Annotated in this window: 18 protein-coding genes and 1 tRNA gene; 6 read left to right on the top strand and 13 right to left on the bottom strand. The window is 54.9% G+C overall.

Going from position 1 to position 22,164, the window contains the following annotated elements:
* Positions 1-5 precede the first annotated feature (5 nt).
* The 3 genes from VFA09_27740 to VFA09_27730 all read right to left on the bottom strand — a co-directional run bounded on the left by VFA09_27740 (position 6) and on the right by VFA09_27730 (position 2,475).
* Complete coding sequence (locus VFA09_27740; GenBank protein ID HZU71099.1) at positions 6-788, bottom strand: RNA polymerase sigma factor; 783 nt, start codon at positions 786-788, stop codon at positions 6-8.
* 181 nt (positions 789-969) lie between these two features.
* Positions 970-2,199 (bottom strand): AI-2E family transporter, encoded by a 1,230-nt coding sequence (locus VFA09_27735; protein ID HZU71098.1) that lies wholly within the window; start codon positions 2,197-2,199, stop codon positions 970-972.
* A 205-nt stretch (positions 2,200-2,404) separates the two neighbouring features.
* A tRNA-Gln gene (locus VFA09_27730) sits at positions 2,405-2,475 on the bottom strand.
* A gap of 235 nt (positions 2,476-2,710) precedes the next feature.
* Here VFA09_27730 and VFA09_27725 point away from each other — a divergent pair.
* The 3 genes from VFA09_27725 to VFA09_27715 all read left to right on the top strand — a co-directional run bounded on the left by VFA09_27725 (position 2,711) and on the right by VFA09_27715 (position 5,264).
* A complete protein-coding gene (locus VFA09_27725) occupies positions 2,711-3,361 on the top strand; it encodes a 50S ribosomal protein L25 (protein HZU71097.1) in 651 nt (216 codons plus the stop codon).
* 40 nt (positions 3,362-3,401) lie between these two features.
* Entirely contained in the window at positions 3,402-4,691 is a 1,290-nt protein-coding gene (locus VFA09_27720; GenBank protein ID HZU71096.1) for a glycosyltransferase, read from the top strand.
* 237 nt (positions 4,692-4,928) lie between these two features.
* Positions 4,929-5,264, top strand: a complete 336-nt coding sequence (locus tag VFA09_27715) for a hypothetical protein (protein ID HZU71095.1) — start codon at positions 4,929-4,931, stop codon at positions 5,262-5,264.
* Positions 5,265-5,355: 91 nt separating this feature from the next.
* Here the strand turns inward: VFA09_27715 and plsX are convergent, their stop codons facing one another.
* Together plsX and VFA09_27705 are read right to left on the bottom strand one after the other, a co-directional pair.
* Positions 5,356-6,393, bottom strand: coding sequence for a phosphate acyltransferase PlsX (plsX, locus tag VFA09_27710; protein HZU71094.1), 1,038 nt, complete (start codon positions 6,391-6,393; stop codon positions 5,356-5,358).
* Entirely contained in the window at positions 6,390-6,773 is a 384-nt protein-coding gene (locus VFA09_27705) for a response regulator (GenBank protein ID HZU71093.1), read from the bottom strand. The genes plsX and VFA09_27705 overlap by 4 nt, the downstream gene beginning before the upstream one ends.
* Positions 6,774-7,010: 237 nt before the next feature.
* On the opposite strand from VFA09_27705, the gene VFA09_27700 reads away from it, so the two are divergent.
* Positions 7,011-8,990: a WD40 repeat domain-containing serine/threonine-protein kinase gene (locus VFA09_27700; GenBank protein ID HZU71092.1), complete on the top strand. Its 1,980-nt coding sequence runs from the start codon at positions 7,011-7,013 to the stop codon at positions 8,988-8,990.
* A gap of 598 nt (positions 8,991-9,588) precedes the next feature.
* The gene (aspS, locus tag VFA09_27695) at positions 9,589-10,896 is read left to right on the top strand and encodes an aspartate--tRNA(Asn) ligase (GenBank protein ID HZU71091.1); all 1,308 of its coding nucleotides are present in this window, start codon (positions 9,589-9,591) and stop codon (positions 10,894-10,896) included.
* A gap of 88 nt (positions 10,897-10,984) precedes the next feature.
* Here the strand turns inward: aspS and VFA09_27690 are convergent, their stop codons facing one another.
* On the bottom strand, positions 10,985-11,845 hold the full coding sequence (locus VFA09_27690; protein HZU71090.1) for a methyltransferase domain-containing protein: 861 nt from the start codon (positions 11,843-11,845) through the stop codon (positions 10,985-10,987).
* A 248-nt stretch (positions 11,846-12,093) separates the two neighbouring features.
* Here VFA09_27690 and VFA09_27685 point away from each other — a divergent pair, with 248 nt between their 5' ends.
* The gene (locus tag VFA09_27685) at positions 12,094-13,722 is read left to right on the top strand and encodes a DUF4129 domain-containing protein (GenBank protein HZU71089.1); all 1,629 of its coding nucleotides are present in this window, start codon (positions 12,094-12,096) and stop codon (positions 13,720-13,722) included.
* A 99-nt stretch (positions 13,723-13,821) separates the two neighbouring features.
* Here VFA09_27685 and VFA09_27680 read toward each other — a convergent pair whose 3' ends face one another.
* The 7 genes from VFA09_27680 to VFA09_27650 all read right to left on the bottom strand — a co-directional run bounded on the left by VFA09_27680 (position 13,822) and on the right by VFA09_27650 (position 22,092).
* Positions 13,822-14,691, bottom strand: a complete 870-nt coding sequence (locus tag VFA09_27680; protein ID HZU71088.1) for a deoxyribonuclease IV — start codon at positions 14,689-14,691, stop codon at positions 13,822-13,824.
* Positions 14,691-15,269, bottom strand: coding sequence for an SMC-Scp complex subunit ScpB (gene scpB / locus VFA09_27675; protein HZU71087.1), 579 nt, complete (start codon positions 15,267-15,269; stop codon positions 14,691-14,693). The genes VFA09_27680 and scpB overlap by 1 nt, the downstream gene beginning before the upstream one ends.
* A gap of 9 nt (positions 15,270-15,278) precedes the next feature.
* Complete coding sequence (locus tag VFA09_27670) at positions 15,279-16,217, bottom strand: hypothetical protein (GenBank protein HZU71086.1); 939 nt, start codon at positions 16,215-16,217, stop codon at positions 15,279-15,281.
* Positions 16,218-16,355: 138 nt separating this feature from the next.
* Positions 16,356-17,171: an IS5 family transposase gene (locus VFA09_27665; protein HZU71085.1), complete on the bottom strand. Its 816-nt coding sequence runs from the start codon at positions 17,169-17,171 to the stop codon at positions 16,356-16,358.
* 218 nt (positions 17,172-17,389) lie between these two features.
* Positions 17,390-18,004: a hypothetical protein gene (locus VFA09_27660; GenBank protein ID HZU71084.1), complete on the bottom strand. Its 615-nt coding sequence runs from the start codon at positions 18,002-18,004 to the stop codon at positions 17,390-17,392.
* A gap of 52 nt (positions 18,005-18,056) precedes the next feature.
* Positions 18,057-21,290, bottom strand: coding sequence for an FtsX-like permease family protein (locus VFA09_27655; protein HZU71083.1), 3,234 nt, complete (start codon positions 21,288-21,290; stop codon positions 18,057-18,059).
* Complete coding sequence (locus tag VFA09_27650; GenBank protein HZU71082.1) at positions 21,283-22,092, bottom strand: ABC transporter ATP-binding protein; 810 nt, start codon at positions 22,090-22,092, stop codon at positions 21,283-21,285. Before VFA09_27650 ends, VFA09_27655 begins: the two co-directional genes overlap by 8 nt.
* Positions 22,093-22,164 lie beyond the last annotated feature (72 nt).

Here is a 22,164-nt window from a genome sequence, read left to right as displayed (position 1 = left end):
CCCTCTCATGTCATTCTGAGCGCAGCGAAGAATCTGTGCCGGGGTAGACCAGGATTCTTCGCTTCGCTCCCATCCTCAACTTCGGCTGCACTTAAAATACGTCTTAAATTCGCGAGGGCGGCCTGGATACGCTTTTTGAGGGTATTTTCCGACGTTTGCAACGCTTCGGACATTTCGAGCAGCGTCATGCCCTGGTAATAATGCAAGATGATGACCGCTCGCTGCTTGATAGGCAGTTTCTTGATGGCACGCGCGATATCCCAATCGCGCTCCCGGCGGCCTTTGTAGTCATCGGCTATCTGTGCTGCCAGATCGGTTGCCTGTTCGGAGAGCGCCTGGCGAACGAATGCTGTCGAGCGCGCCAGGCGGCGCTTAAAACTGATGCACTGGTTGACGACGATACGTATGAGCCAGGGACGTAACGCGCTTGCCTCGCGCAGGCTGGGCAGGTGCTGCCAGGCCTGAATCAAAGCATCCTGCACAGCATCTTCCGCGATATCTCGATCTCCTACAATCATAGAGGCAGTACGCAGCATCAAGGCGCTGTACTGGTGAACAATCTCGCCAAAAGCCTCTTTGTCCCCTTCCAGGGCGCGTGAAACGAGCTGCTGTTGCTCATCTTGTTCGGATGGCACAATCGTATTTGCAACGATGGGCCCTACTCGTTGCGTATATATAGAGAACTCGTCTGAGTTCTCTTGATGTTGTTGCTCAGCAGTCACATCTTCAGGTTCGCTGTTAATTTCATCCACAATAAGCGGTACCGCTTCACATATTAATCCTGGCATTTCCCTGCTCCTGGTATGTTATGCAATCTTTATACAAATATATAACATATATTGTACGTGAAAATAAGGTGGGTAGACTCACGTTTTTGATGGTGAGGAAAAACGAAAAAATATGAGGAATGCAGAGAAAAAAGGAGCCTGGAGGATTATCCAGGCTCCTTTTTTCTCTGCTAAGAGCGAACTATCCTACCTTTTCTTCCTGCTGGGGAGGAGCTTCTTCCATTGTGGATTTGGCAGTATCCTTCTGATCTATGCCGGCAACGGTATCAGCTGCCCTGGTAGCAACTTCCTCAACGGCGGATTTGGGAGCGTTGGGAAACTGTTCTGGATGCGTTTCACGCCAGTTCTGGTAGATGGCAATGAAGAGCGCCTGTAAAAGGCCGGCGATTGGTGAGGCAAGCACCGCGCCCCAGATGCCGAACAATTCGGCACCGGCAATCAGGGCGACGAGAGCGACGGCAGGATGGAGACCAACAGCCTTGCCAACAATACGAGGGCCAACGACATCACCCTCGATGATGTGGACGACAATGAAGTACGCCAGCACCAGGACGGCGATGAGCCATCCCTGCGTGAGCGCGATGAGAACGCAGATGGCTCCCGACGTCAGCGTTCCTAAAACCGGAATGAACTCCAGCACAAAAGCCAGCACGCCGAGCAGGACGGCGTAGGGGACATGCAGGATAGCCATGCCGATGCCAACGAGCAGGCCGATCAAGAGGGAGAGCGTGACCTGGCCACGAATATAGCCGCCGATGACGCGGTTGAACGTATCTAAGAGAAAGATGGTGCGTTCTCTCTGCATCAACGGTACGTTGCGGCGTATCCAGCGCACGGTACGCTCGCCATCGATGAGCAGGTAGATGCTGAGTACGGCCACGACAATCACATCGAGGATAAAATTAGCGATGCCCGTCAATACGGGGAGCGCGCTGCCCACAAAACCTTCTGCTTGATTTGCTATCTGCTGGGCAACCTGGTTTATCTGCGCCTGTGTGATGCCGAAGCGATGAGCAAAAGCCACGATAGGAGTGAGAGGGTTGGTCCCGCCTTTGCCCGTGAGCGATTTCGCCAGTGTTCCTATCTGGTCTATCGCTGTGTTGGCGACGAAGTACAGCAAGAGGCTGATCGCGCTCAGCACTACCAGGTAGACGATCAGAATGGCGATGATGCGCGGGATGAAGCGCGACAAAAACTTTACGGCAGGAGCAAGCGCGAACGCGAGCAGGATCGCGACAGTGATGACGAGCAGCGTTCTGACGACCCAACCCAGGGCCCAGAGTACGACAATTCCAAGGCCAATCCAGGCCAGAATAGCGATCGGTATATCTCGTCTCTGCGCCCATTTCGAGGCGACCTCGGGAGCGACATTGACACGAAATTTATTGAGGCTGTTGCTATCTAAAGGCATGATTGCATTTCTTTCTGATCGAAAACAAGGTTGTTGGTCGCCTACAAGTTTGTCATGCGAAGCCAGTATCATGAACATATTGTACTATATCTCATAGGAATACGGATATGTTGAGGAAATGATTTCAATATGGAACCAAAAAAGAGCCGGGATACTATCTCGTAATGTTCCTGGCTCTTGTGCATTTTGATTGAAGCTGCCTGGGCTGGGGTGCAGGGATTCGAACCCCAATTGGCCGATCCAGAGTCGGCAGTCCTACCATTGAACGACACCCCAATATTGTTCGCTCGTGAGGTGTATGATACCCTACCTATTGCGAGTTGTCAAGAGGCGATCAGGCGAATGCTATTCCAAAATTGGGCGCAATGAGGTAGAATAAAGCCCGATATCGAATTGAAAATCAGGGAAGTGGCGTAAAATATATTTCGCCCAAAAAAAGGTCAGATACGTATGTGATCATAGATCATCATACGAACTATCAAAGGACTTAGTCGAGAAAGGATAACATAAAATGGCAGAACAAACCGAATTAGCCATCAGTCCACGCGAGGTAATGGGCAAGGCGACCAAACGCCTGCGCAAAGCCGGTATCATTCCGGCCAATATCTTTGGACATCAGGAGGAGCCGCAGGCAGTGCAAATAGATGCTATCGCTTTTGATCAGCTGGTACGCGGGCATCACGCGACCGGCATTATTGCCTTGCGCCAGCCTGGAGATGGCGCTACTCAAACCGCTTTGATTCGCCACGTGCAACGCGACCCGCGTAGCGGCAAGATTCTGCACATCGATTTCTTCCGCGTCAATTTGAATGAGCGCATCTCTTCGAAAATTCCGCTCCATTTCGTCGGCGAGGCACCGGCGGTCAAGAACGAGGGTGGCGTTTTGCTGCACCTGCTGGACGCGCTTGAAGTAGAGTGCGAAGCCAAAGACCTCGTTGAGTATATCGAAGTCGATGTGACGCCACTCACCGAAATAGACAGTGTGATCCATGCCGAGGATGTCAAGCTGCCGGAGAACTATACCTTGCTCACCGACCCGAAAGAAGCCATTGCCAAGGTCGCTGCTACACGTGCTGAGGTAGCTGAAGAGGCCGCCGAGACTACCGAAGCCGCGCCTGCTCCGGCCACACCGGAGGCACAACAGGCCGGTTCGCAGGAGTAAAGGCGAACGGTACAAATCATACTGGAAGCAGACGATAGACATGCGTATCGTGATCGTGACTGATCAGTATCCCCCCATGGTCGGCGGAGTTCCGGTGGTGACACACGCGCTCAGTACCGAACTCGCCAATCGCGGGCACCAGGTATGGGTTGCTGCGCCCAGCTATGGTCCGCGGGGAAGCCATCGCATCGAGCAGAAGGTGCATGTCTATCGCTTCTCTTCATTTGAATGGCCTACCTATGAGGACCTGCGCATTGCCTTCTTGCCGTTTCTGCCCATGCGCAAACTTTTGAAGCGGGCCGATCCCGATATTATTCATATTCATTCGCCGGTTGTGCTGGGCAATATCGCCCAGATTCTGGCAGGCGGCCTGCGCAAGCCGGTAATAGCCACCAATCACTACCTGCCTATCAATATGAGCAGGTCCCTCTCTAAAGACTCGTTACTCGGACAGTCTTTCAACAATGTCTCGTACTCGTACCTGGTGCATTTTTGCAATCGTTGCGAATATGTCACAGCTCCCACTCTCACCGCGCTCAATCTGCTCTACGAGCATGGCCTGCGCGCTCCCGCCCAGGCGATCTCGAATGGCATCGACCTGAAGAAATTCACTCCGGGCGAGCGGGATGAGCGGCTACGTCAGCGCCTGCATTTACCACAAGACCGCCCGATCATTCTCTCGGTCAATCGCCTGAGCCAGGAAAAACGCCTGGATGTGTTGATCGATGCGGCGGCGAAAATGCAGTCAAATGCTCATATCGCGCTGGCCAGCAGTGGTCCTGCCGAAGCGGATTTGCGCGCTCAGGTTGATAGCCTGAGCATCGGCGACCGCGTATCATTCCTGGGGTATATCGCTGCTAGTGATCTTGCCGCGCTCTACCGCCTGGCCGACGTGTTTGCCATTCCATCGGAGGCCGATTTACAGAGTCTAACCACCATGGAGGCGATGGCCTGTGGCCTGCCCGTGGTTGCCGCCAACGCTTACGCGCTGCCGGAACTGGTGCATCATGAAGTCAACGGCTTCCTGTTCTCGCCCGGCGATAGCGACGAAATGGCGCGCTATCTTGATTCCCTGCTAGAAAACGAGGCGCTACGCAGGCATATGGGCGCCGCCAGCCTGGAGATCATTGCCAGGCATGATCGTTCGCGGGTAATGATTCAGTGGGAAGAACTCTACCGTCGCCTCTCCAACGAATTTCAGGAGGCCAGAGAACGCCGCCAGCGCCAGCGCATGCAGCGCAAATTCCCCGGCTACAAACTCTCAGAAACAAAGCAGCACCGGCCACGTATTGTACGCACAGGCGAATTGACCCTCGATCAACGAGAATAAGGGCGACCGCGAAGGTGCGCCCTTTCATTACAATACATTCATAAAAGCCTCTTCAGATTGACTCCCGTTGAGCTTTTCAGTATACTTGCTCCAATGCGAGAGGCTATGTAGGCCGTTCGCGGCAACCTCAAGCAGTATGTGGGGAAGCAGGCGCCAGCCTGTGCATTTTTCTATTCTTCTATTTTTCAGCCGGGGGATCAGCCAGAGGAGGCATGAAACCGGGGAAAGGGGTTCACTATGTTGCCTGAAGGCGAAACAAAACCCACCCCCATTTCAACTACGGAGGCGGGCCGCAGGGGGGGAAACACGGTCCGCGATAAGTACGGCGAGGACTACTATCGACGTATCGGAAAAAAGGGGGGAACCGCTCTCAAGGAAAAACGTGGCACGGAGTATTATCGCACCATCGCGAAGAAAGGTGGTTCGGCCAATATGACCAAGTATGGCTCCGACCACTTCTCAGAGATGGGTAAAAAGGGTGGCAAAACGACTAAAGAGCGCCAGGCCCCTGATTTCTACAGTCGTATCGGGAAGATGGGAGGGAGCGCCAAACGCCACAAAAAGGCGGAATAATTAATCATGTGATGGGACAAAAACGCCACCGGGCCCCAGCCCGGTGGCGTTTTTGTCCCATCACATGATAAGGTCTTTTTCTCAGGGTATGTCATTCTGAGCGAAGCGAAGAATCTTGCAACTTTGCTAACCCATCGGCAATAGCGCCGGCCACGTTCGTTTCCGCCGTCTGTCGCGCGACACGCAGCGCATTCTTGATTGCCTTCGCCTTTGAACGACCATGTGAGATAATAGCCGAGCCATTCACGCCTAGCAGTGGCACGCCACCATACTCGGCGTAATCTAGCCGCCGGAAAACCTGGCGCAACCCCGGCTGTAGAATTGCCCCGGCCAGCTTATTGGGCAATGTTCTGGTTATTTCTCCACGCAGCAGCCCAAGCATGGTCTCTGCTAATCCTTCGCTTAGCTTCAAGACCACATTGCCTACAAAGCCATCGCACACGATCACATCGGCGTTACCGGCTGGAATATCGTGTCCCTCCACATTGCCAATAAAATTGAGGCCCAGGGTGGTAGCGTTGGCCTTCAGCAACTGGTGCGTCTCCTGCACCATCTGGGTGCCTTTCGTCTCTTCCCCACCGTTGGCAAGCAGGGCCACGCGAGGCGATGATACGTGAAAGATGCGCTCCATGTAGATCGAACCCATCAGCGCGAATTGTAGTAGATATTCAGGCTTGCAGTCGGTGGTTGCGCCGATATCGATGACCAGAGAAGGAGCGCTTTTGGTGGGGAAAATGCCGCCCAGCGCCGGTCGATCTACGCCCTCGATGCGACCCAACGTGAAAAGGGATGCCGCCATCATCGCGCCACTATTGCCTGCCGAGACCGCGCCCAGCGCCTTGCCCTCGCTCACCAGTTGCAGCGCCAGCGTTATCGAAGCCTTCTTTTTACGACGTACTGCATTAGCGGGATGCTCATCCATCTCAATGACTTCATCGGTAGCAATGATGGGCAGATCAAGGCCCGAAGTGTCGTGTTTGGCGAGTTCCGCACGAATAGCTTCTTCTCGTCCAACCAGGTAGACGCCCAAACCATATTCGCGAGCCGCCTGCACCGCTCCCAGAACAATTTCACCGGGCGCGTAATCGCCGCCCATGGCATCCAGGGCTACACGCGCGCCTTCGCTCATGCGCTTTGCTCCTCCGGTTCGCCGATGGTCTTTTTCACCAGGTCTACCAGCTTATCCAGGTCAAACGGCTTGTAGACAATCTCTACCACGCCGGCCTTGCGGAACTCTTCCTCTTCGTTCCCGGCATCCAGGTAGGCCGTCACCACAATTACCGGCACCTGGTATGACCCAAATTCCAGCAACTTCAGTTCATCCCGCCCATCCAGGTACTGCATCATCAGGTCGAGCAGGATCAGGTCCGGCTCGTGTTCGCGTACCGCGTCGTAGAAACGTAGACTTTGTGTGGTCATATACGTTTCATAACCCTCGTCCGCCAGCGCCTCTCGCAGCAGATCAGCAATAGTCGGGTCGTCATCCATGATCAGAATCTTTTTCGCCATCGGCTACCCTCTCATAAACGGCTCACAGCCAGAAATGCGCCTTCTACTCCCACCCCGCATAGCTGTATTATAACATGATGCTACAAGGAATAGACGACATTACAGGACATTTTGATGCGCAAATAGGACTATGTGATAAGCGGAATATAACTTGACATATGTTCTACCTGATGCTACCATGCTGCCTGTGTGATACATCCAGATTTTGCCGGATAGCATGGACAGGAAGCGACATAGATGGTTCTCTCTTCGCCATTTTTCTGTGATGCTTGCGGGGCGGCTAATCGCTCGCAGGCGGCGTTCTGCTTTGCGTGCGGGCAACCCCTACGCAGGCAAGGCGGCAAGTATGTCTCGTCTGGTACGGGATTGCTTGTCTCCAACCATCTGCTCAAGCAGCGCTATCGTATCCTGCAACAGGTCGGCAAGGGAGGCTTTGGAGCCGTCTATAAAGCCGCTGATCTCCAGTTCGGTAACCGGCTCGTCGCCATTAAGGAGATGAGCCAGAATAATCTCAGTGCCCAGGAACTTGCCGAGGCTACTGCCGCTTTCAACCGCGAGGCCATGCTGCTGGCCGGCCTGACGCACCCTAATCTCCCACGTATCTACGAACAGTTCACCGACATGGGACGCTGGTACCTGGTGATGGACTTCATCGAAGGCGAAACGATGGAGGAGCATCTCAATAAGGCGAATGGGAAAAAGCTCCCGGTCGAAAAAGTACTGGAGATCGGTATCCAGCTCTGCACCGTGCTTGAATATTTGCATATGCGGCAACCACCCATCATCTTCCGCGATCTCAAACCCGCGAACATCATGCTCACCCCGCATGGGCATATCTACCTGATCGATTTCGGCATTGCCCGGCACTTCAAACCAGGGCAGGCCAAAGATACGACCGCGCTCGGCTCCTCCGGCTACGCTGCCCCCGAACAGTATGGCAGAGCGCAGACGACGCCCCGCGCCGACATCTACGGTCTGGGAGCCACTCTTCACCAGATGCTGTCCGGCAATGATCCGTCCGATAGTCCATTTCACTTCGCTCCCCTGCAATTGCAGCATCATCCTATATTGGGACGGCTTGAAATGCTCATCACGCGTATGCTGGAGGTAGATATCAATAAGAGGCCCGACAACATTGCCATCGTCAAGCAGGAGCTGCAAAGCATCGCCACACAGTACCTGGTAAGCAGAACGCATCCCCTGGCTCCCAACATACCGGCTGGCTACCAGCCTCCTCAACAGGCGCAGGTTCCCACTGCACCAAAGGCGCCTAAACGAACAGCGCTGCCACAGGCGCAGAGCAATACACGCCTTATCTGCGCCGGTCATTCCAGCCGTGTGCTATCCGTCGCATGGTCTCCAAAGGGTACCCATATAGCATCGGCCAGCTACGATAAGACGGTGCGTATCTGGGATGCCGCCAATGGCAACAGTGTGATCATCTTTCGTGGTCACTGGAGCAGGGTACATGCGGTATCGTGGTCGCCCGACGGCAAGTATATCGCTTCAGGCGGCGATGATGGTACGGTGCAGGTCTGGGACGCGCTCAGCGGCAACTCGGTCTATACCTATCGCGGCCATACCCAGGCCGTTAATGCAGTAAGCTGGTCGCCTGATGGCAAGCGTATTGCCTCGGCGGGCGCGGATAAGACGGTGCAGGTCTGGGACACGCTCAGCGGAGCGAATGTGTTTGTGTATCGCGGTCATACCGGCTCCGTGCATACAGCAGGATGGGCGCCTGATGGCAAGCGCATCGCGTCTGGTGGGGAAGATAAAACTGTGCAGGTCTGGAGTCCCAGCAAAGATAAAAATTCTTTTTTCACCAATTTTCTGCTCTCTTCGCGCGGCCAGTTCACCTTCAAGGGGCATTCTCAACGTATCGATGCCCTGATGTGGTCGCCCGATGGCAGGCGCATTGCCTCGACCAGTTACGATAGAACGATGCAGGTCTGGGACTCGATGACGGGTCGAAAATACTTTGTTCACCATAACCCAACTGCCGCGATCAATACTGTGTGCTGGTCGCCCGACAGCAGGTATCTTGCTTCCGGTAGCAATGACAAAACGGTGCAGATCTGGGATGCAGGCACTCGCCATTCCAGGTCCAGCTATCGTGGTCATACCGGCTACATTACTGCCGTCGCGTGGTCGCCCGATGGCAAGTTGCTGGCCTCCGGCAGCGTTGACCATACAGTACAGGTGTGGCAACCAATTTAAAACGCTTGACCTCTGTCCATATCTCATGATATAGTAGCAGCAAGATCAAACGCAAACGGCAATGATGGGGATTTATTGAGAACCCTACCGGCGAGCAGAGAGCGGTGTCCAGGCTGAGAGCACCGCCGCTGGTCAACTCAAATGACACCCCTGAGCCAGACGGTGAACCTTTCTTCCAGGTTCTACATCTTTGTCGGAAGAAAAGCAGTAGCCGGTTTCGGGACGCGCCCGTTATAGCGCAACGGTTTACTCTCACGAGTGGAACCGGTCGAGGCCCTTGCTAGAGCAGGGGCGAATGGTGGTGGTACCACGACAGGCTTGTACATGCATGAACAAAGCCCTCGTCCTCCAATAGGACGGGGGCTTTTTATTATGCTTATGCCTGCCTGACGCGTTGGGAGCCACCACGCTGTTATCAGCCCGCGTGAGTGGGCTGAAAGGAATGGAGAGCTTATGGCCGACGACGAGAACGACAATGATATCGAGGAAGGTGTCTGAGAGTCCAGCGGGACTGCGAGGTCTGCCGGGGCACACTTCCTCACCTGAGACGGCAGACCTGTTCGCAGTTCTACATTTGAGACTCGAAAGGAGCTTTTCTTTGAAACGTATTCGTACCATCGAAGCCGGCGCGCATCGAGGTGAGCGCGTCCGCGTAGCCGGGTGGCTACATTCGCTGCGCCAGTTGGGCGGCGTCAGTTTTCTCGTCATTCGTGACGGCTGGGGAACAATTCAGGCGGTTGCCGAAACTGCGCCCGAACTTGCTCCATTGCAAGAACAAGAGGCAGGTGTCGAAAGCGTCATTTCCGTTGAGGGGCTGGTCGTTGCCATGCCCCAGGCGCCGGGCGGCATTGAACTGCACGATTTGCGGATCGAGGTCATCACGCCCGTAACAGAGGCGCCACCGGTGCCCTTGAACAAGCCGAGGCTCTCGGCGCACATCACGACGCTGCTCGATCACGCCGTTGTCACCAACCGCCATCCATCACGCCGCGCCATCCTGCGCCTGGGAGCTGGAGCCATGGCCGGTTTCCGCTCCACGCTGACCGCGCGGAACTTTACGGAGATTCAAACGCCGAAGATCGTCGCCTCCGCGACCGAAAGCGGCGCTAACGTTTTTCAACTGGACTACTTTGGACGGGCCGCGTACCTGGCGCAGAGTCCACAGTTTTACAAGCAAATCATGGTTGGCGTCTTTGAGCGAGTCTTCGAGGTCGGGCCGGTCTTCCGTGCCGAGCCGCATGACACGACGCGCCATATCAATGAGTATGTCAGCCTGGACGTAGAGTCTGGCTTTATCGAGAACCATTTCACGGTGATGGCGCTGCTCAGAGACGTGATTGCCGGCACCCTGAATGAATTTCGCGAGCGGTATACGCCCGAACTCGACTTGCTGCGTGTCCAGTTGCCAGAGGTGCCTGCGCAGATCCCGCACATTCACTTCTCAGAGGCGCAGGAGTTGATCTTCCGGCAACATAAGGTCGATGTACGAGGCGAACCCGACCTGTCGCCCCAGGATGAGCGCTGGCTGGGTGAATGGGCGCGGCAGGAGTTCGGCAGCGACTTCCTCTTCGTAACCGGCTATCCGATGGTGAAGCGGCCATTCTATACGCACCCGGACCCTGAGCGACCAGCGTACTCGAACTCCTTCGACCTGCTTTTCAGGGGAACGGAACTGGTTACCGGTGGGCAGCGGCTTCATCGCTACGCCGACTACCTTGCCGCGTTGGAGAAAGCCAACCTGCCGCTTGAGCCATTCGAGAGCTACCTGGAAGCTTTCCGTTACGGCATGCCTCCTCACGGGGGCTTTGCCATCGGACTCGAACGCCTGCTCATGCAGCTTACTGGCGTTCCCAACATCCGGCTCGCTACCACGTTCCCGCGTGACCTGGCGCGACTGACCCCATAAAGTGAGATCATCAGGGCAATGGAAAATGATCCCACCTGGGCATCCGCAAAAGGACGCCAGGTGGGATCATTTTCCATTGCCCTCATTCCTACGGCTTTGTTCCCCATACGCTGAGGAAGTAGACCAGGGCGCAGAAATCGTCTGAGAGCATTTCGATAAGCGCCTGCTGGTAGAGGTCATCGAATTCTTCCTGCGTGATTACTCCGTATTTGAGCATAAAGGGCAGCACAAGCTGGAATCCTGCCCTGAAGTTCTGATAAAATCCCTCGCTGTGTTCTGTTCCTGCTGAGTAATCGATTACGTATGCTCGTTTCTGGATGTCCGTGTACCCGGCATTTTTCAGCAAGCGCGGCAGTACAGGAGTGAGGCCAAAGTCATGGCCATCAGGCGAAAAGCTCTGTCCGGCGCGCTTCAAAGCCAGATAGAACGTGCCTGCGAGCTTCTGGAAAGCAGGGCTATTCGTGAGACCCAGTGTATCGACATCGATCAGGCGGATAACGCCACCAGGACGGTTTATCCTCTTGCATTCAGCGAGCAAGCGCGGCCACGCTGTGGGAGTCATGAATCCGAATACGGAGCGCATATTGATCATATCAAAGGATTCATCGGGGAAGTCGAGCGGCTTTGTTGCGTCCATGGTGCGGAACCGGGCATTATCGAGACCGCGCACCTGCGCGTATGCGTTTGCGTAATCAATCATTCTCTGGCTGATATCGATGCCTGTTACTTCCTTGTCAGAAAATTGATGTGCCATATTGCATACCCAGCCGCCAGGGCCGCAGGCGATATCCAGAATTGTATGAATGCGCGAAAGGTCAATCGGCTCGGGAAGCAGGCCACCCAACCCCTGTGTCAGCAGGGTATCAAGGTTCAGCAGGCGAGCCATTTCTGCCCCGCTTTCGGCATCCATCATATACGTACTTTGATTTTGAGGCTGGTCTATGGACATATGCAGGTATCCTTTCATCGCCTGTTATCCTGAGCGCGGCAAAGGATTTCTCGCGCATTGCTGGAGTATCACCAGAAGCTCTACCTTTACGCTCATCTATAGCATTATATAGTAGTGATGTTTGTACCGCAATAGCATGAGACAATTGGAACAGGGCGCGTTGGGTCGTTTGTCCATTAAACCGTGACCTATGGTATAATGGACAAACGATCGGCCAATAATGCGTTCGCTGAAAGCAGGTGTCAATTATGGCTTCCTCGCCCAAACAGCCTGAACAGAAAAAAGATGAGCATCGCTACGTTACCCCTGTGCAATGGCTCAAGCAGGTTATCTTAACGCCCCAGGAATCGGGCGTCACAAGCATCGGTGAACTGTTCATTCCCACGTTGCTTGCCGCCATGGAAACATGCTGGATTGACGCCATTTTCATCTGGCTGGCAAGCATTCATATTTTCGACTCCTCCGAACCATTGATGCCATTCTGGGCGCCGTTTATCCTCATTGGCGGTTCCCAATGGCTGCTGCTGTATGCGGAGCAACGCGCCGGGCGCCAGGAATCTACTCAGGAGAAGGAAGAGAAAAGAACAACCTCCGGCAATGGCCTGTATATAGGATTGATCTTTATTGTAGCCATCTTCCTCATCTGGCTTCATATCTACGCGCAAAAGGCGTTTATCCTCGATCCGAGATGGTTGCTAGATCTGTCGAACGATATTCTGTTGCTCAACCTCAATTTCTTCCAGATGGTGGCCATCGTCGTACTCTCATTCCTGTTTGGTTGGCGTGGCATACGTCTTTTGCAATTAGAAGTAGAACCCTCCCATGTCTTTCGCGAACTCTGCCTGGGGCTGGGCATCATGATAGCCGTGATTGTCCTGCGAGCGGGGCAGGAAAGCGCAGGCGCTTCTTCGTCCTTCTACGACACAACGCTCCTTCTGCTCGTACCGATCTTTCTCTTCCTATCACTGGCTGCGCATGCTCTGGCGCGCGTGACCTTTATACGCCGCACACACCCGGTAGGATTGCAGGGCAGCGTTGTTGTGCAAGAACGCGCTATCGTCGTATTGATAGGCTCGATAGGTGTTGCCCTGCTGTTAGTGACCTTGCTGGTGGGCGGTACAGTCAACCCTACTATTTTGAGGGATATACTGGGGGCGCTGGCCCCGCTGGGAATCGTCTATCAATGGTTGATCACAGCTTTCGCGGTAGTTGCTACTCTCATTATCACTCCTTTCTTCTGGCTGGCTACGTGGTGGTTCTCACATTTTCCCAACAAGTACCCCACTATTCGCCAGGCCACGGGTCCAGGAACGCATAAGGTCATCATTCCTCCCGTCACCAGGACTTCTCCCGAAGTCATTTTGACCGTTAAAATTCTGATTCCTATCCTGCTCTTGCTGGCAATCTTCTTTTTGGTAAGATGGGCATTGAACCGCAGAAGGCGAGTACGCGTAGCAACGCGCAAGCGCTCGGGCGATATACATGAAAGCCTGTGGTCGTGGTCACTTTTCTGGATGCAGTTGAAAGCGTTTCTACGCGGTCTCCTGCGGCGTTTCTTCCCCCAACAGGCCGCTGTGGTAGAAAAGCAGGAGGGCTGGGATGAGATTCGAGATGCTGAGCCTGCCGTGCGCACAATTCGTGAGATTTATCGCGCCCTGCTCAAAAAAGCTGCTTATCGTGGCTACGCGCGCAAAAAGGACGAGACGCCCTACGAATTTCGCCAACGCTTGGACGAAAAGGTGCCCCTTGCAGAACCACAGCTGGAGGCGATTACAGAGGCGTATGCTCTCACACGTTACGGGGGCAATGTGCCGGATGAAGCAGAAGTGGCGCATATGCGCAGCGCATGGACCGAACTGGATCAGAAATGGAGCTGATCAACTCCTGTCATTCTGAGTGAAGCGAAGAATCTCTGGCGCTGGACACGGATTCTTCTCAGCAACCACCCGGGGCCGATCAATCGGCGGTGGGCGCGATCAATCGGCCCCTACTAGTGCTCGCGCACGTTCGAAATGCTGCTTATCATGGTCCCAGTCCTCTTTGTCGTCCTCACCGGTCTTGATGGGTGTCTCTAACAAAACCGCCACGTGTTCAACGCGGGGATCTCTGAACATTGCTCGCAGTCCCTCTTCGCCAATAATGCCTTCTCCTAAGCGGGCATGCACATCGCGGTGGCTACCAAGGGCCTTCTCGGTATCATTCAAATGAATCACTTTGAGACGCTCCAGGCCAATCGTCTCCTCAAAATGTTCCAGGATCGCCAGAGCCGAGGCCGCATCGGAAATATTATATCCCGCGCCCCAGAGATGCGCGGTATCGACACACACACCTACACGTTCCCGGTACTCCGGTAAGAGATTCAGCACGGCGTTGATCTGCTCGAAGCTATGCCCCAACGAGTTGCCCGCGCCAACATCGTTCTCCAATAGCAGCATGACTTCTGGGGGCGTTTCGGGCAGGATACGCTTAATAGCCCCGGCGATATGCGCGATTCCAGCTTCCACGCCCGAACCGCGATGGCTCCCGGTATGAAAGACGACATACGTAGCCCCTAATAGAGCGCCTCGCTGCAACGTCCAGCGCAGCAGGGAGATGGATTTGTCCCAGATCTCATCCTCGGGCGAGGCCAGGTTTATCAAGTAGGGAGCGTGAATAACCACGGGATTGAGGTCTAGTTCCTGGACGACCCGGGCAAATGCAGCGCATGCTGCCGGCGCATCTCCTGCCGGTCGCCAGCCCGTCGGATTGCTGGCAAAGATTTGAATAGCGTTACAACCGAGCCAGCGAGCGATTTCAGCAGCTTTGACAGGCTTCGCGTTGGTGGGCATGTGACGGCCAAGACGCATTACTGTTTCTCCTGTTTCTGGTGATCGGATGAAACGGGTGGGCTATTCCCATTGGTATGCGGCAGTTGTTCCAGGCTGGTCAGGCCGAATTGCTGCAAAAATTCGGGGGTTGTCGCGAAGAGGGCCGGGCGACCAACCGTCTGCGCTCGGCCAATTTCGGCAACCAGGCCATGCTGGATCAGGCTCGCCAGCGCCCGGTCGCTATTGACGCCCCGCACCGCCTCAATCTGAGCGCGTGTTATCGGCTGGCGATAGGAAATGACGGCCAGTGTCTCCATCGCGGCAGCCGTGAGCCGGGCCGTCATAGGAAGACCCAGCAACGCCGCCACATAGCGCGCGTTCTCAGGAGCCGTCACAAGCTGTACCTGCTCGCCCAGCCGCTGCAAACGAATGCCGCGCCCCTGGCTCTCCAGGCTTTCCGTCAATATTTGAAGACCACCGGCCAGTTCGCTGTCATCGATATTCAGTAGTTTGCGCAGCTCTGCTCGTTCAAGCGGCCGTCCGGAGACAAAAAGTACGCTTTCGATAGCTGCCGCGACCTGTGCGCTGGTCTGTTTTTCCTGTACCTGTTGTGTCATCTATCCTGACTACTCTTCGTGCGTTTCTGTTAAAAGCTGCGTGGCCTCCTCTGCATCCTGAGCAGCAAACAACCTGAGAAGCAGGTTATGTAATTCATCCAGGTCTTGAATGGAATTCACCTGCTGCTCCGCTAAAGGAATAAGCTCGGGAAAGCGCATCTGAACGAAGCTTACAACAGTGTCGCGTCGGTCTTGTATTCTTCGCTGACGCTCTTGTTTGCGCCCTTCCTCAAGTCCCTCCTCAAGCCCTTCCTTTCTACCTTCTTTTCTACCTTCCTCAGCGCCTCTGCGAAGAAGTTCCTGATAAAGTGGTGACTTTTCGAGAAGATCATCCAGCATAGCTAGCCTCCTTTTGAACCACTCCTTGTAAGCCTGACCTCCCTTAATGGTATTGCCAAACATGAACGCGAGAGCCAGTAACTCTCTTTCACCGGCATCCAACAACATTGTAGTCATTTCTTCCATCACTGCTGGTTCTGTGCCTCCGTCCGTCATTGACAGAAGTGGCAACACCCCCAGCAATCCCTTATCAAGAAGCGTCCTTGCCGGTATTTTAGCAAGTTCAACGACCTCAAAATCAAATCGGTGATACTCTTTGCCGTTCCAATGCTTCCGTATGAAAGGAGACTTCGGAACGTTGCCATCGCTACGTAGGTAGATTACAACCGTGTAAACGGGTAGCGAATCATTTTCACTCGAAGCCAGTATATTATATTCCAGCAAACGCTGACCCATCTTTGGATCATTGTTCGTCTGAAACTCAATATGCAAAAGCTCCGGTTTCCCATTTACCATAATATAGAGCAGGCCATCGGCATAGATATTGCGGCTCTTCAGTTCGGTTGGCAACTGGCGCACGAACGTGGCCTGATCGACCAACCATTTTACATAATGTTCCGGCTTCTCCCTCAATAAACGCTTGGCAGCACTATCGAACGGTCCTGGCATAGCATAAGACCCCTCCTACCCCTTATTTCTGTTTAGAGTTTAACATACCGGCAATTTTCTGTCGAGTATAAAAACTTGATAGCATCACACTCAAACTTTCTTGCATATACTGGCTCAACATGTTATACTTTTAAGTGCTTATCCGAAAACCTCTACTTTGGCAAAGATCAATTGAGCACAGGCCAGGTGAAGGAAAGCGAGGTAATTCTCCCCTTTTTTCTCCCAACGCACCAGGAGCCGACGCGAACGATTGATCCACGAGTGAGTTCGCTCCACTACCCAGCGCCGCGCGCGATGACCAGGGGTGAGGACTTTCTCCTGCTTCTCCTCACCACGGCTGCGAATATGTGGGACGTAATGGCGAGTCTCAACTTCCTGACGCGCTGGTGCTCCATCGTAGGCTGCATCCAAACAGAGGTGCTGCGGCTGCTCTTCGGTTGGCTCGGGACGGGCAATGACAATGCCGTCCAGGGTGGCGCACAGCAGTTTCACATCATGACGGTTGGCCCCGTCGATGACTATGGCCAAAGGAATCCCATTCCCATCGGTCAAGAGACTGCGCTTGACTCCTGACTTGCCGCGATCGGTGGGATTAGCTCCGGTTGCAGCTTTGCCGAAAGGCGCTTTCGTCATCGCTCCATCTACCGCTTGCCATTCCCACTGGATGCCTTGCAAATCGTCATACACCTCCAGTCCCGCTTGCCACAGTGTCTGGAAGAAGCCAGCTTGTTCCCAATCCTGAAAGCGATCATGCACCGTCGAACTCGCTCCCAGTTCTCTGGGCAGCGCATTCCACTGGACACCGGTGCGCAGGATATAGATGATCGCTTCAAATGCTCGTCGATCATCCATTCTGGGACGTCCCCCTTTTGCATGTGACGGCGCGGCGGGAAGCAACGGTTTGACGCGCTCCCAAAATGCATCACTAACTTTCCAGAGATATGTTCGTGCCATACGGATTAATCCTCCTCAGGTTGTGGTAGTAACTGGACCCATTTCAACATCGAGACCCTTAATGGCTTTGGAGAGGAAGACCCTACAAAACTGGCGCTGACTTGCTCCTTCACTTGATTTTGCATGGTTTTCCTCTCCAAGTATTCTTTGGTAAGGAGCGAGAAACACACGCTGTGAGAGTAAAGCCTTTTGATTCTGGTTTGCTCAATGCGGGTAAACTACTGGCCGGTAAACGCGTGTATCACGTACCAGTTCAACGTTCCCTGGTCCCAACTATTGAACGTCTGCATTCGCTGGCTCGCCTCTGCTTGCGACAATTTTCCCTGAGCAACCATGGCGTCGCAGCCTTTCTGTAGGGCATTGAGTTCGAGCGTGCGCAGTTGCTCGATTGAAAGGCCCTGCTGGACTGCCAGAGCGGTCATGGCTGCACCGGGGTCGGGCGGGCTGCCCTTATTAGAAGAGATGGGAGTGGAGGTGCTCTGAAGAGACGCCGCCTGTAATCTCGTCGTGACCTGAGCAACGCTGAGATGGAGTCCCTGGGCTACCGTTGTTCTGATCGGATCCCAGTAGGTCGCGGGATCATTCCAACCGGGAGGAACGGCAGAACCACCGTTAGTATTCCCTTTCGGAGTGATCACCGCACCTGTTCCTGTCGTATTCGAACCAAGCGAGAGAGCCTGCCAGGCGATGAAGGCTACCACACTCACCATCACAACTCCGCCCAGCAAGAAGAGCAGGAGTGCTAATCCACGGCGAGAGCGCCGTTGGGGCCTGCTCTGGAGAAGCGTTGATACTTCCGGCCTTGTTCCCTCTTGTGTCTGTTCTTCTGACATTGTTCTATCCTTTCTTCACGATCAAAAACGTTTTCTTTTCTCCACGGACGTCCTATTCGTAGCGTAAAGCCTCGGCTGGTGGTATGCGGGAAGCTTTCCTCGCAGGCAGGAGCGTACACAACAGAGCTACAAGGTAACTTCCTACGAAAAGCGGGACAATCGTGCTATATGGGAAAGAAAATGCCTGGCCTGCCGGGACGGTGATCTGAGAGGCAAGCCACCAGGCCAGGAGAGAGCCTGAAAGCTCGCTCAGCGTGATCACAAAGCTTGCTTCCAGGAGAAATGAACGCTGCACGAGGCCGCGTGAAAAACCCAGGGCACGCAGCATCCCGATCTGTTGTCGCCGCTCCACTACCGCACGACTGGTGATCACCCCCAGAGAGAAGGCGCCAAAGAGTAAACCCATTACCAGGTAGATTGCAAGAAAGAGGGTCAAGCTGGCGGTATAGGCATTCAGCGAATCCTGCACAAGCGAATTCAGAACCAAACCACGTCTGTTCAGTTGGAACGCATTGTTCAACGCGGTGGCAGCCTGGGCCAGATCACCCTCTGATTGGATTCGGAAGTAGTAAAAGGGGAAGCGACTATAGGGCGTTGCCCCAAGACTGGTCTCCGTTTTCTCGGAGAAGAACATGGTCCCCCAGTAGGCATTCGAGGGCAGCAGCCCGATCACAGTCACTTGGCGGTACGGTGCATGCGGATCGCCAGTCTGCGGTATCTCAGCCGTGAAGGGCGCAAAGCCCTGATTCGTCGGCAATCCATCGTTTCCGACATATTGCAGCACCGCGTACCCCGGTTGATCCCGCACGGTATCCCAGACCTGGCGATCTGAGTCATACCCTCGCGCCCGCGCGAAGAGAGGCATGGTCGTGTTTGAGAGGAACGTGTTATCGACCACAAGCGGACCGGGGGCTTTGGTATAGGTATAAACCGGGTGGCCTGGCAGCGAGAGGCGGATTGGTTGAGCGTGATGGGGATCATACGCAAAACGCATCCGTGTCACCAGCGCAATCTCTTGCCGCAGTGTCTGCGGGGTCGCGAGCAACTGCGCGTTGAGAGCCGAGTCAAACAGATCAAGTTCTTCGCCTACGATCTCAAGCTGAAAATTGCCGGTGGTTGTTTGACTAGCTGTCTGTTGAATGCTACTCAGATTATTGGAGACCACCAGAACGACCAGGAAGACAATCAAGCAGAGCAGCGTGACGGTGACGCCATTCCGAAAACGAAAGGTGAGTGGATAGGCCAGCCCGGTACGGCTGATCGGGGCCAGACCACGCACACGGCGGAACAAGAAGGTCAGCAGCGCTCCCAGGAGATCAAGGTTGCTCATCACCAGCAGCACCGTCCCGAAAAGTGGCAAAAACAGGCCGACCAGGACATCGGGAGGAGAGGCATCGATATACACATGGGAACCTAATGCTGAGACATCAGAGGTAAAAATGATCAGCAGCAAGTTTTTGCCCGTCCAGATACCGTAGACAAGCCAGCCGAGACCGACCAGGCTCAAGCCCAGACGCCGGGCGAGCGTGCCGGGAGCTTTCAGCATCATCATCAGCCAGCTCACCAGCAGCCCTCCCCCCATGAGAAGAAGTGCTACACTCAGTTGCTGCATCCAACTTCCTCCTTGCGTGGACGTCAGTTTGAACAGCATACCTCCCAGCAGCAGGCAGACCGGACCACGGCGAAAGCCTTCCCACAACAACTGGCCCAGAGCAGCCGTCTTTCGAGAGAAACGGCGCGCGAATGTCTCCGGCAACGGCTGGCCTTCCGCGTCGCGAGGCGACATCCAGAGAGAGCGCAGCCTCGCTCTGAAAGGCACCAGCGTAGAGATAGACTCATCCAGGTCACGAATGGCTGCCACGATGTTCATACGGCTGATCCAGGTAGCTGTGATGAAGACGACCGCCAGGATCACCAGGACGCTCCCACACCACGAACTGAGCAAACTCTGCCAGCTTACAGCCAAGTGGAGCGTTATATGACTGGAGAGCACCCCGGCTGCCGGTACCTGAGAGAGGAGCGCCAGTTCGAGCACGACCGCTCCCAGACCCAGAAGGAGGCCGAGCGTGGAGGCAATGATCGCGTACCCGCAGCCCTCGATCAGCAAAACCTGCACCAGGTGAGAGCGCTGCAGACCAATTGCCCGGCCCATCCCCAGCTCTGCCCGGCGTTCAGCAGCCAGCAACAGGCACAGCAGTGCCTGCAGGAGCAGGCCGGCTCCTACCAGCAACGCCGTGAAAACGGGTAGCATCAATGAAAACTGGCGTGCGGCAGGCGAGGCATCATAGTCGCTCTTATTATCCAGTGGCGAGAAATTCCCCTGGCTCTCAGCGACATCAGGCTTGAGGGGATGAAGGATCGCCGAATCGAAGTAGGTCGGGAAGAAGCCTCGCGTATCAGGGGCAGCATGAAAGAACTGCGCCAGGTAATCGAGCACCGGCTGGCCACGCCTACCATCCGGACCGATATCGTCCAGGCCGCCCGACCCCACATTTTTCACACACAGCACATTGGGCATAAGAACTCCGAAATGCGTCTGCGCGCCGAGTGTGAGGGCGGTTGCGAGCGGCATGATGATTTCAGGATAGGAGCCATTGAACTCTAACTCACCATCAGTCACCGCCAGGTCATGGGAAAGCACCGCGCGCACCGTGACTTCCAGTGTCTCATTGGTCTGCTCCTCGAACACGAGCTGGAGCCGATCTCCCGCCCGTACACCCTCATCGCGCGCGACCGTACTACTGACAAAAACGTCGTGAGGACCCAGATCCGCAAAATGCACCTGGTGCCCCTGATTATCGAAGAGGGGTCCGTAAACTTGATCGAACGCTGGCGGAACCCCGTAGACATATTGATCGATATTGTTCAGCGCGGTTCTTTCAGAGAGAATGCTCGCCCCGTTTGGCAGATACAGAATGCCAGTCGCGGCCTGAACCTGGGGCATCTGCCGAAGGTGGGCGAGCGCCTCGTTGACCTGTGCCTGGGTAAAGGTGCCGCTCACCGCTTCATCGACATTGCCCATTTTCAGCAAGCGGTCAGAGACCATCGATTGGTTGAAACTCTCCTGGAGTCCAAACGAAGCAGTGATAAAAATCGTCGCGAGCGTCAGACCCATCAGCATCATCAGGGTCTGGCCGGGACGGCGCACCACATTGCGCAGGCCCATGCGCCGGATCAACGGATTACTGGCCCCCAACCCGAACATGACCAGCAAAATGCCCATTGTAAGCGCTGCCAGGAGCAGGGCGAGCGATGTTGGAGACCAGCTAGAGAGGAGATTATTCATGCTTGCCCTCACTTTCCTGCCTGACGCCTGTGACACGAGTCATTTCTGTGGCGAAAGGTCCGGGGCTCTCGTCCTGCAATCGGCGATCATCCTCGATCCGCCCATCGCGCATCGTGACCAGGCGATGAGCCTGCTGGGCCACCTCCATGGCATGCGTCACCCAGACGAAGGTCAGGTCATGCTCGCGATTGAGATGGAGCATCAGATCAATAATCTCCTGACTGGTCGCGCTGTCCAGCGCCCCGGTCGGCTCATCGGCCCACACGATTGAGGGCATCGTGGCCAGCGCGCGCGCAATGGCAAAGCGCTGGCGCTGACCGCCGCTCATCTCTGCAGGCCGGTGCCGTGCCCAATCGAGCAGTCCCACCTGCTCGATGCTCGCTCTGGCGCGCGCGCGGGCTTCCCTGGGAGAAACGCCGCTCACCAGCAGAGGAAGCTCGACATTTTCCAGCCCGGTGAGCACGGGCAGTAAGTTGTACGTCTGGAAGACGAAACCCATTTCGCGAGCGCGAAACGCGGTCAATTCCCGATCGGACAGGGCGCGGATATCCTGCCCGGCGATTTTCACCGTACCCGAACTCACAGTGTCAAGGCCGCTCAGACAGTTCAATAACGTGGTCTTACCACAGCCGCTTGGTCCCATAATCGCGACCACTTCCCCTCGCCGAATGTGCAAGCTCACCCCTTTGAGCGCCTCGACTTTGAGTTTGCCTGTATCATAGATTTTGCAAACCTGGATGGCCTCAACCTGGCTCTGACTTGTATTCGTGAATCCAATCGGTGATGCCTGTTCTGCTTTCATGAAACATGCCCCTTTATCTGTGTGATCGATCAGTAAGAGAGTCGGGCAAGCAGCCGCTCTCTATGCTAATCT

The sequence above is a fragment of the Ktedonobacteraceae bacterium genome, from assembly GCA_035653615.1.
GTDB lineage: Bacteria > Chloroflexota > Ktedonobacteria > Ktedonobacterales > Ktedonobacteraceae > DASRBN01.
The sequence above is the reverse complement of the archived record's forward strand: the minus strand, read 5'-3'. Positions and strand labels throughout refer to the sequence as shown.

What these genes read in the sequence shown, in the direction of transcription:
- VFA09_27670 (HZU71086.1), bottom strand. Translation starts at nt 16,217, where the DNA reads ATGCCAGGACCGTTCGATAGTGCTGCCAAGCGTTTATTGAGGGAGAAG.
- VFA09_27655 (HZU71083.1), bottom strand. Translation starts at nt 21,290, where the DNA reads ATGAATAATCTCCTCTCTAGCTGGTCTCCAACATCGCTCGCCCTGCTC.
- VFA09_27690 (HZU71090.1), bottom strand. Translation starts at nt 11,845, where the DNA reads ATGTCCATAGACCAGCCTCAAAATCAAAGTACGTATATGATGGATGCC.
- VFA09_27740 (HZU71099.1), bottom strand. Translation starts at nt 788, where the DNA reads ATGCCAGGATTAATATGTGAAGCGGTACCGCTTATTGTGGATGAAATT.
- scpB (HZU71087.1), bottom strand. Translation starts at nt 15,269, where the DNA reads ATGACACAACAGGTACAGGAAAAACAGACCAGCGCACAGGTCGCGGCA.
- VFA09_27650 (HZU71082.1), bottom strand. Translation starts at nt 22,092, where the DNA reads ATGAAAGCAGAACAGGCATCACCGATTGGATTCACGAATACAAGTCAG.
- VFA09_27665 (HZU71085.1), bottom strand. Translation starts at nt 17,171, where the DNA reads ATGGCACGAACATATCTCTGGAAAGTTAGTGATGCATTTTGGGAGCGC.
- VFA09_27700 (HZU71092.1), top strand. Translation starts at nt 7,011, where the DNA reads ATGGTTCTCTCTTCGCCATTTTTCTGTGATGCTTGCGGGGCGGCTAAT.
- plsX (HZU71094.1), bottom strand. Translation starts at nt 6,393, where the DNA reads ATGAGCGAAGGCGCGCGTGTAGCCCTGGATGCCATGGGCGGCGATTAC.
- VFA09_27735 (HZU71098.1), bottom strand. Translation starts at nt 2,199, where the DNA reads ATGCCTTTAGATAGCAACAGCCTCAATAAATTTCGTGTCAATGTCGCT.
- VFA09_27705 (HZU71093.1), bottom strand. Translation starts at nt 6,773, where the DNA reads ATGGCGAAAAAGATTCTGATCATGGATGACGACCCGACTATTGCTGAT.
- VFA09_27725 (HZU71097.1), top strand. Translation starts at nt 2,711, where the DNA reads ATGGCAGAACAAACCGAATTAGCCATCAGTCCACGCGAGGTAATGGGC.
- VFA09_27685 (HZU71089.1), top strand. Translation starts at nt 12,094, where the DNA reads ATGGCTTCCTCGCCCAAACAGCCTGAACAGAAAAAAGATGAGCATCGC.
- VFA09_27660 (HZU71084.1), bottom strand. Translation starts at nt 18,004, where the DNA reads ATGTCAGAAGAACAGACACAAGAGGGAACAAGGCCGGAAGTATCAACG.
- VFA09_27720 (HZU71096.1), top strand. Translation starts at nt 3,402, where the DNA reads ATGCGTATCGTGATCGTGACTGATCAGTATCCCCCCATGGTCGGCGGA.
- VFA09_27680 (HZU71088.1), bottom strand. Translation starts at nt 14,691, where the DNA reads ATGCGTCTTGGCCGTCACATGCCCACCAACGCGAAGCCTGTCAAAGCT.
- VFA09_27715 (HZU71095.1), top strand. Translation starts at nt 4,929, where the DNA reads ATGTTGCCTGAAGGCGAAACAAAACCCACCCCCATTTCAACTACGGAG.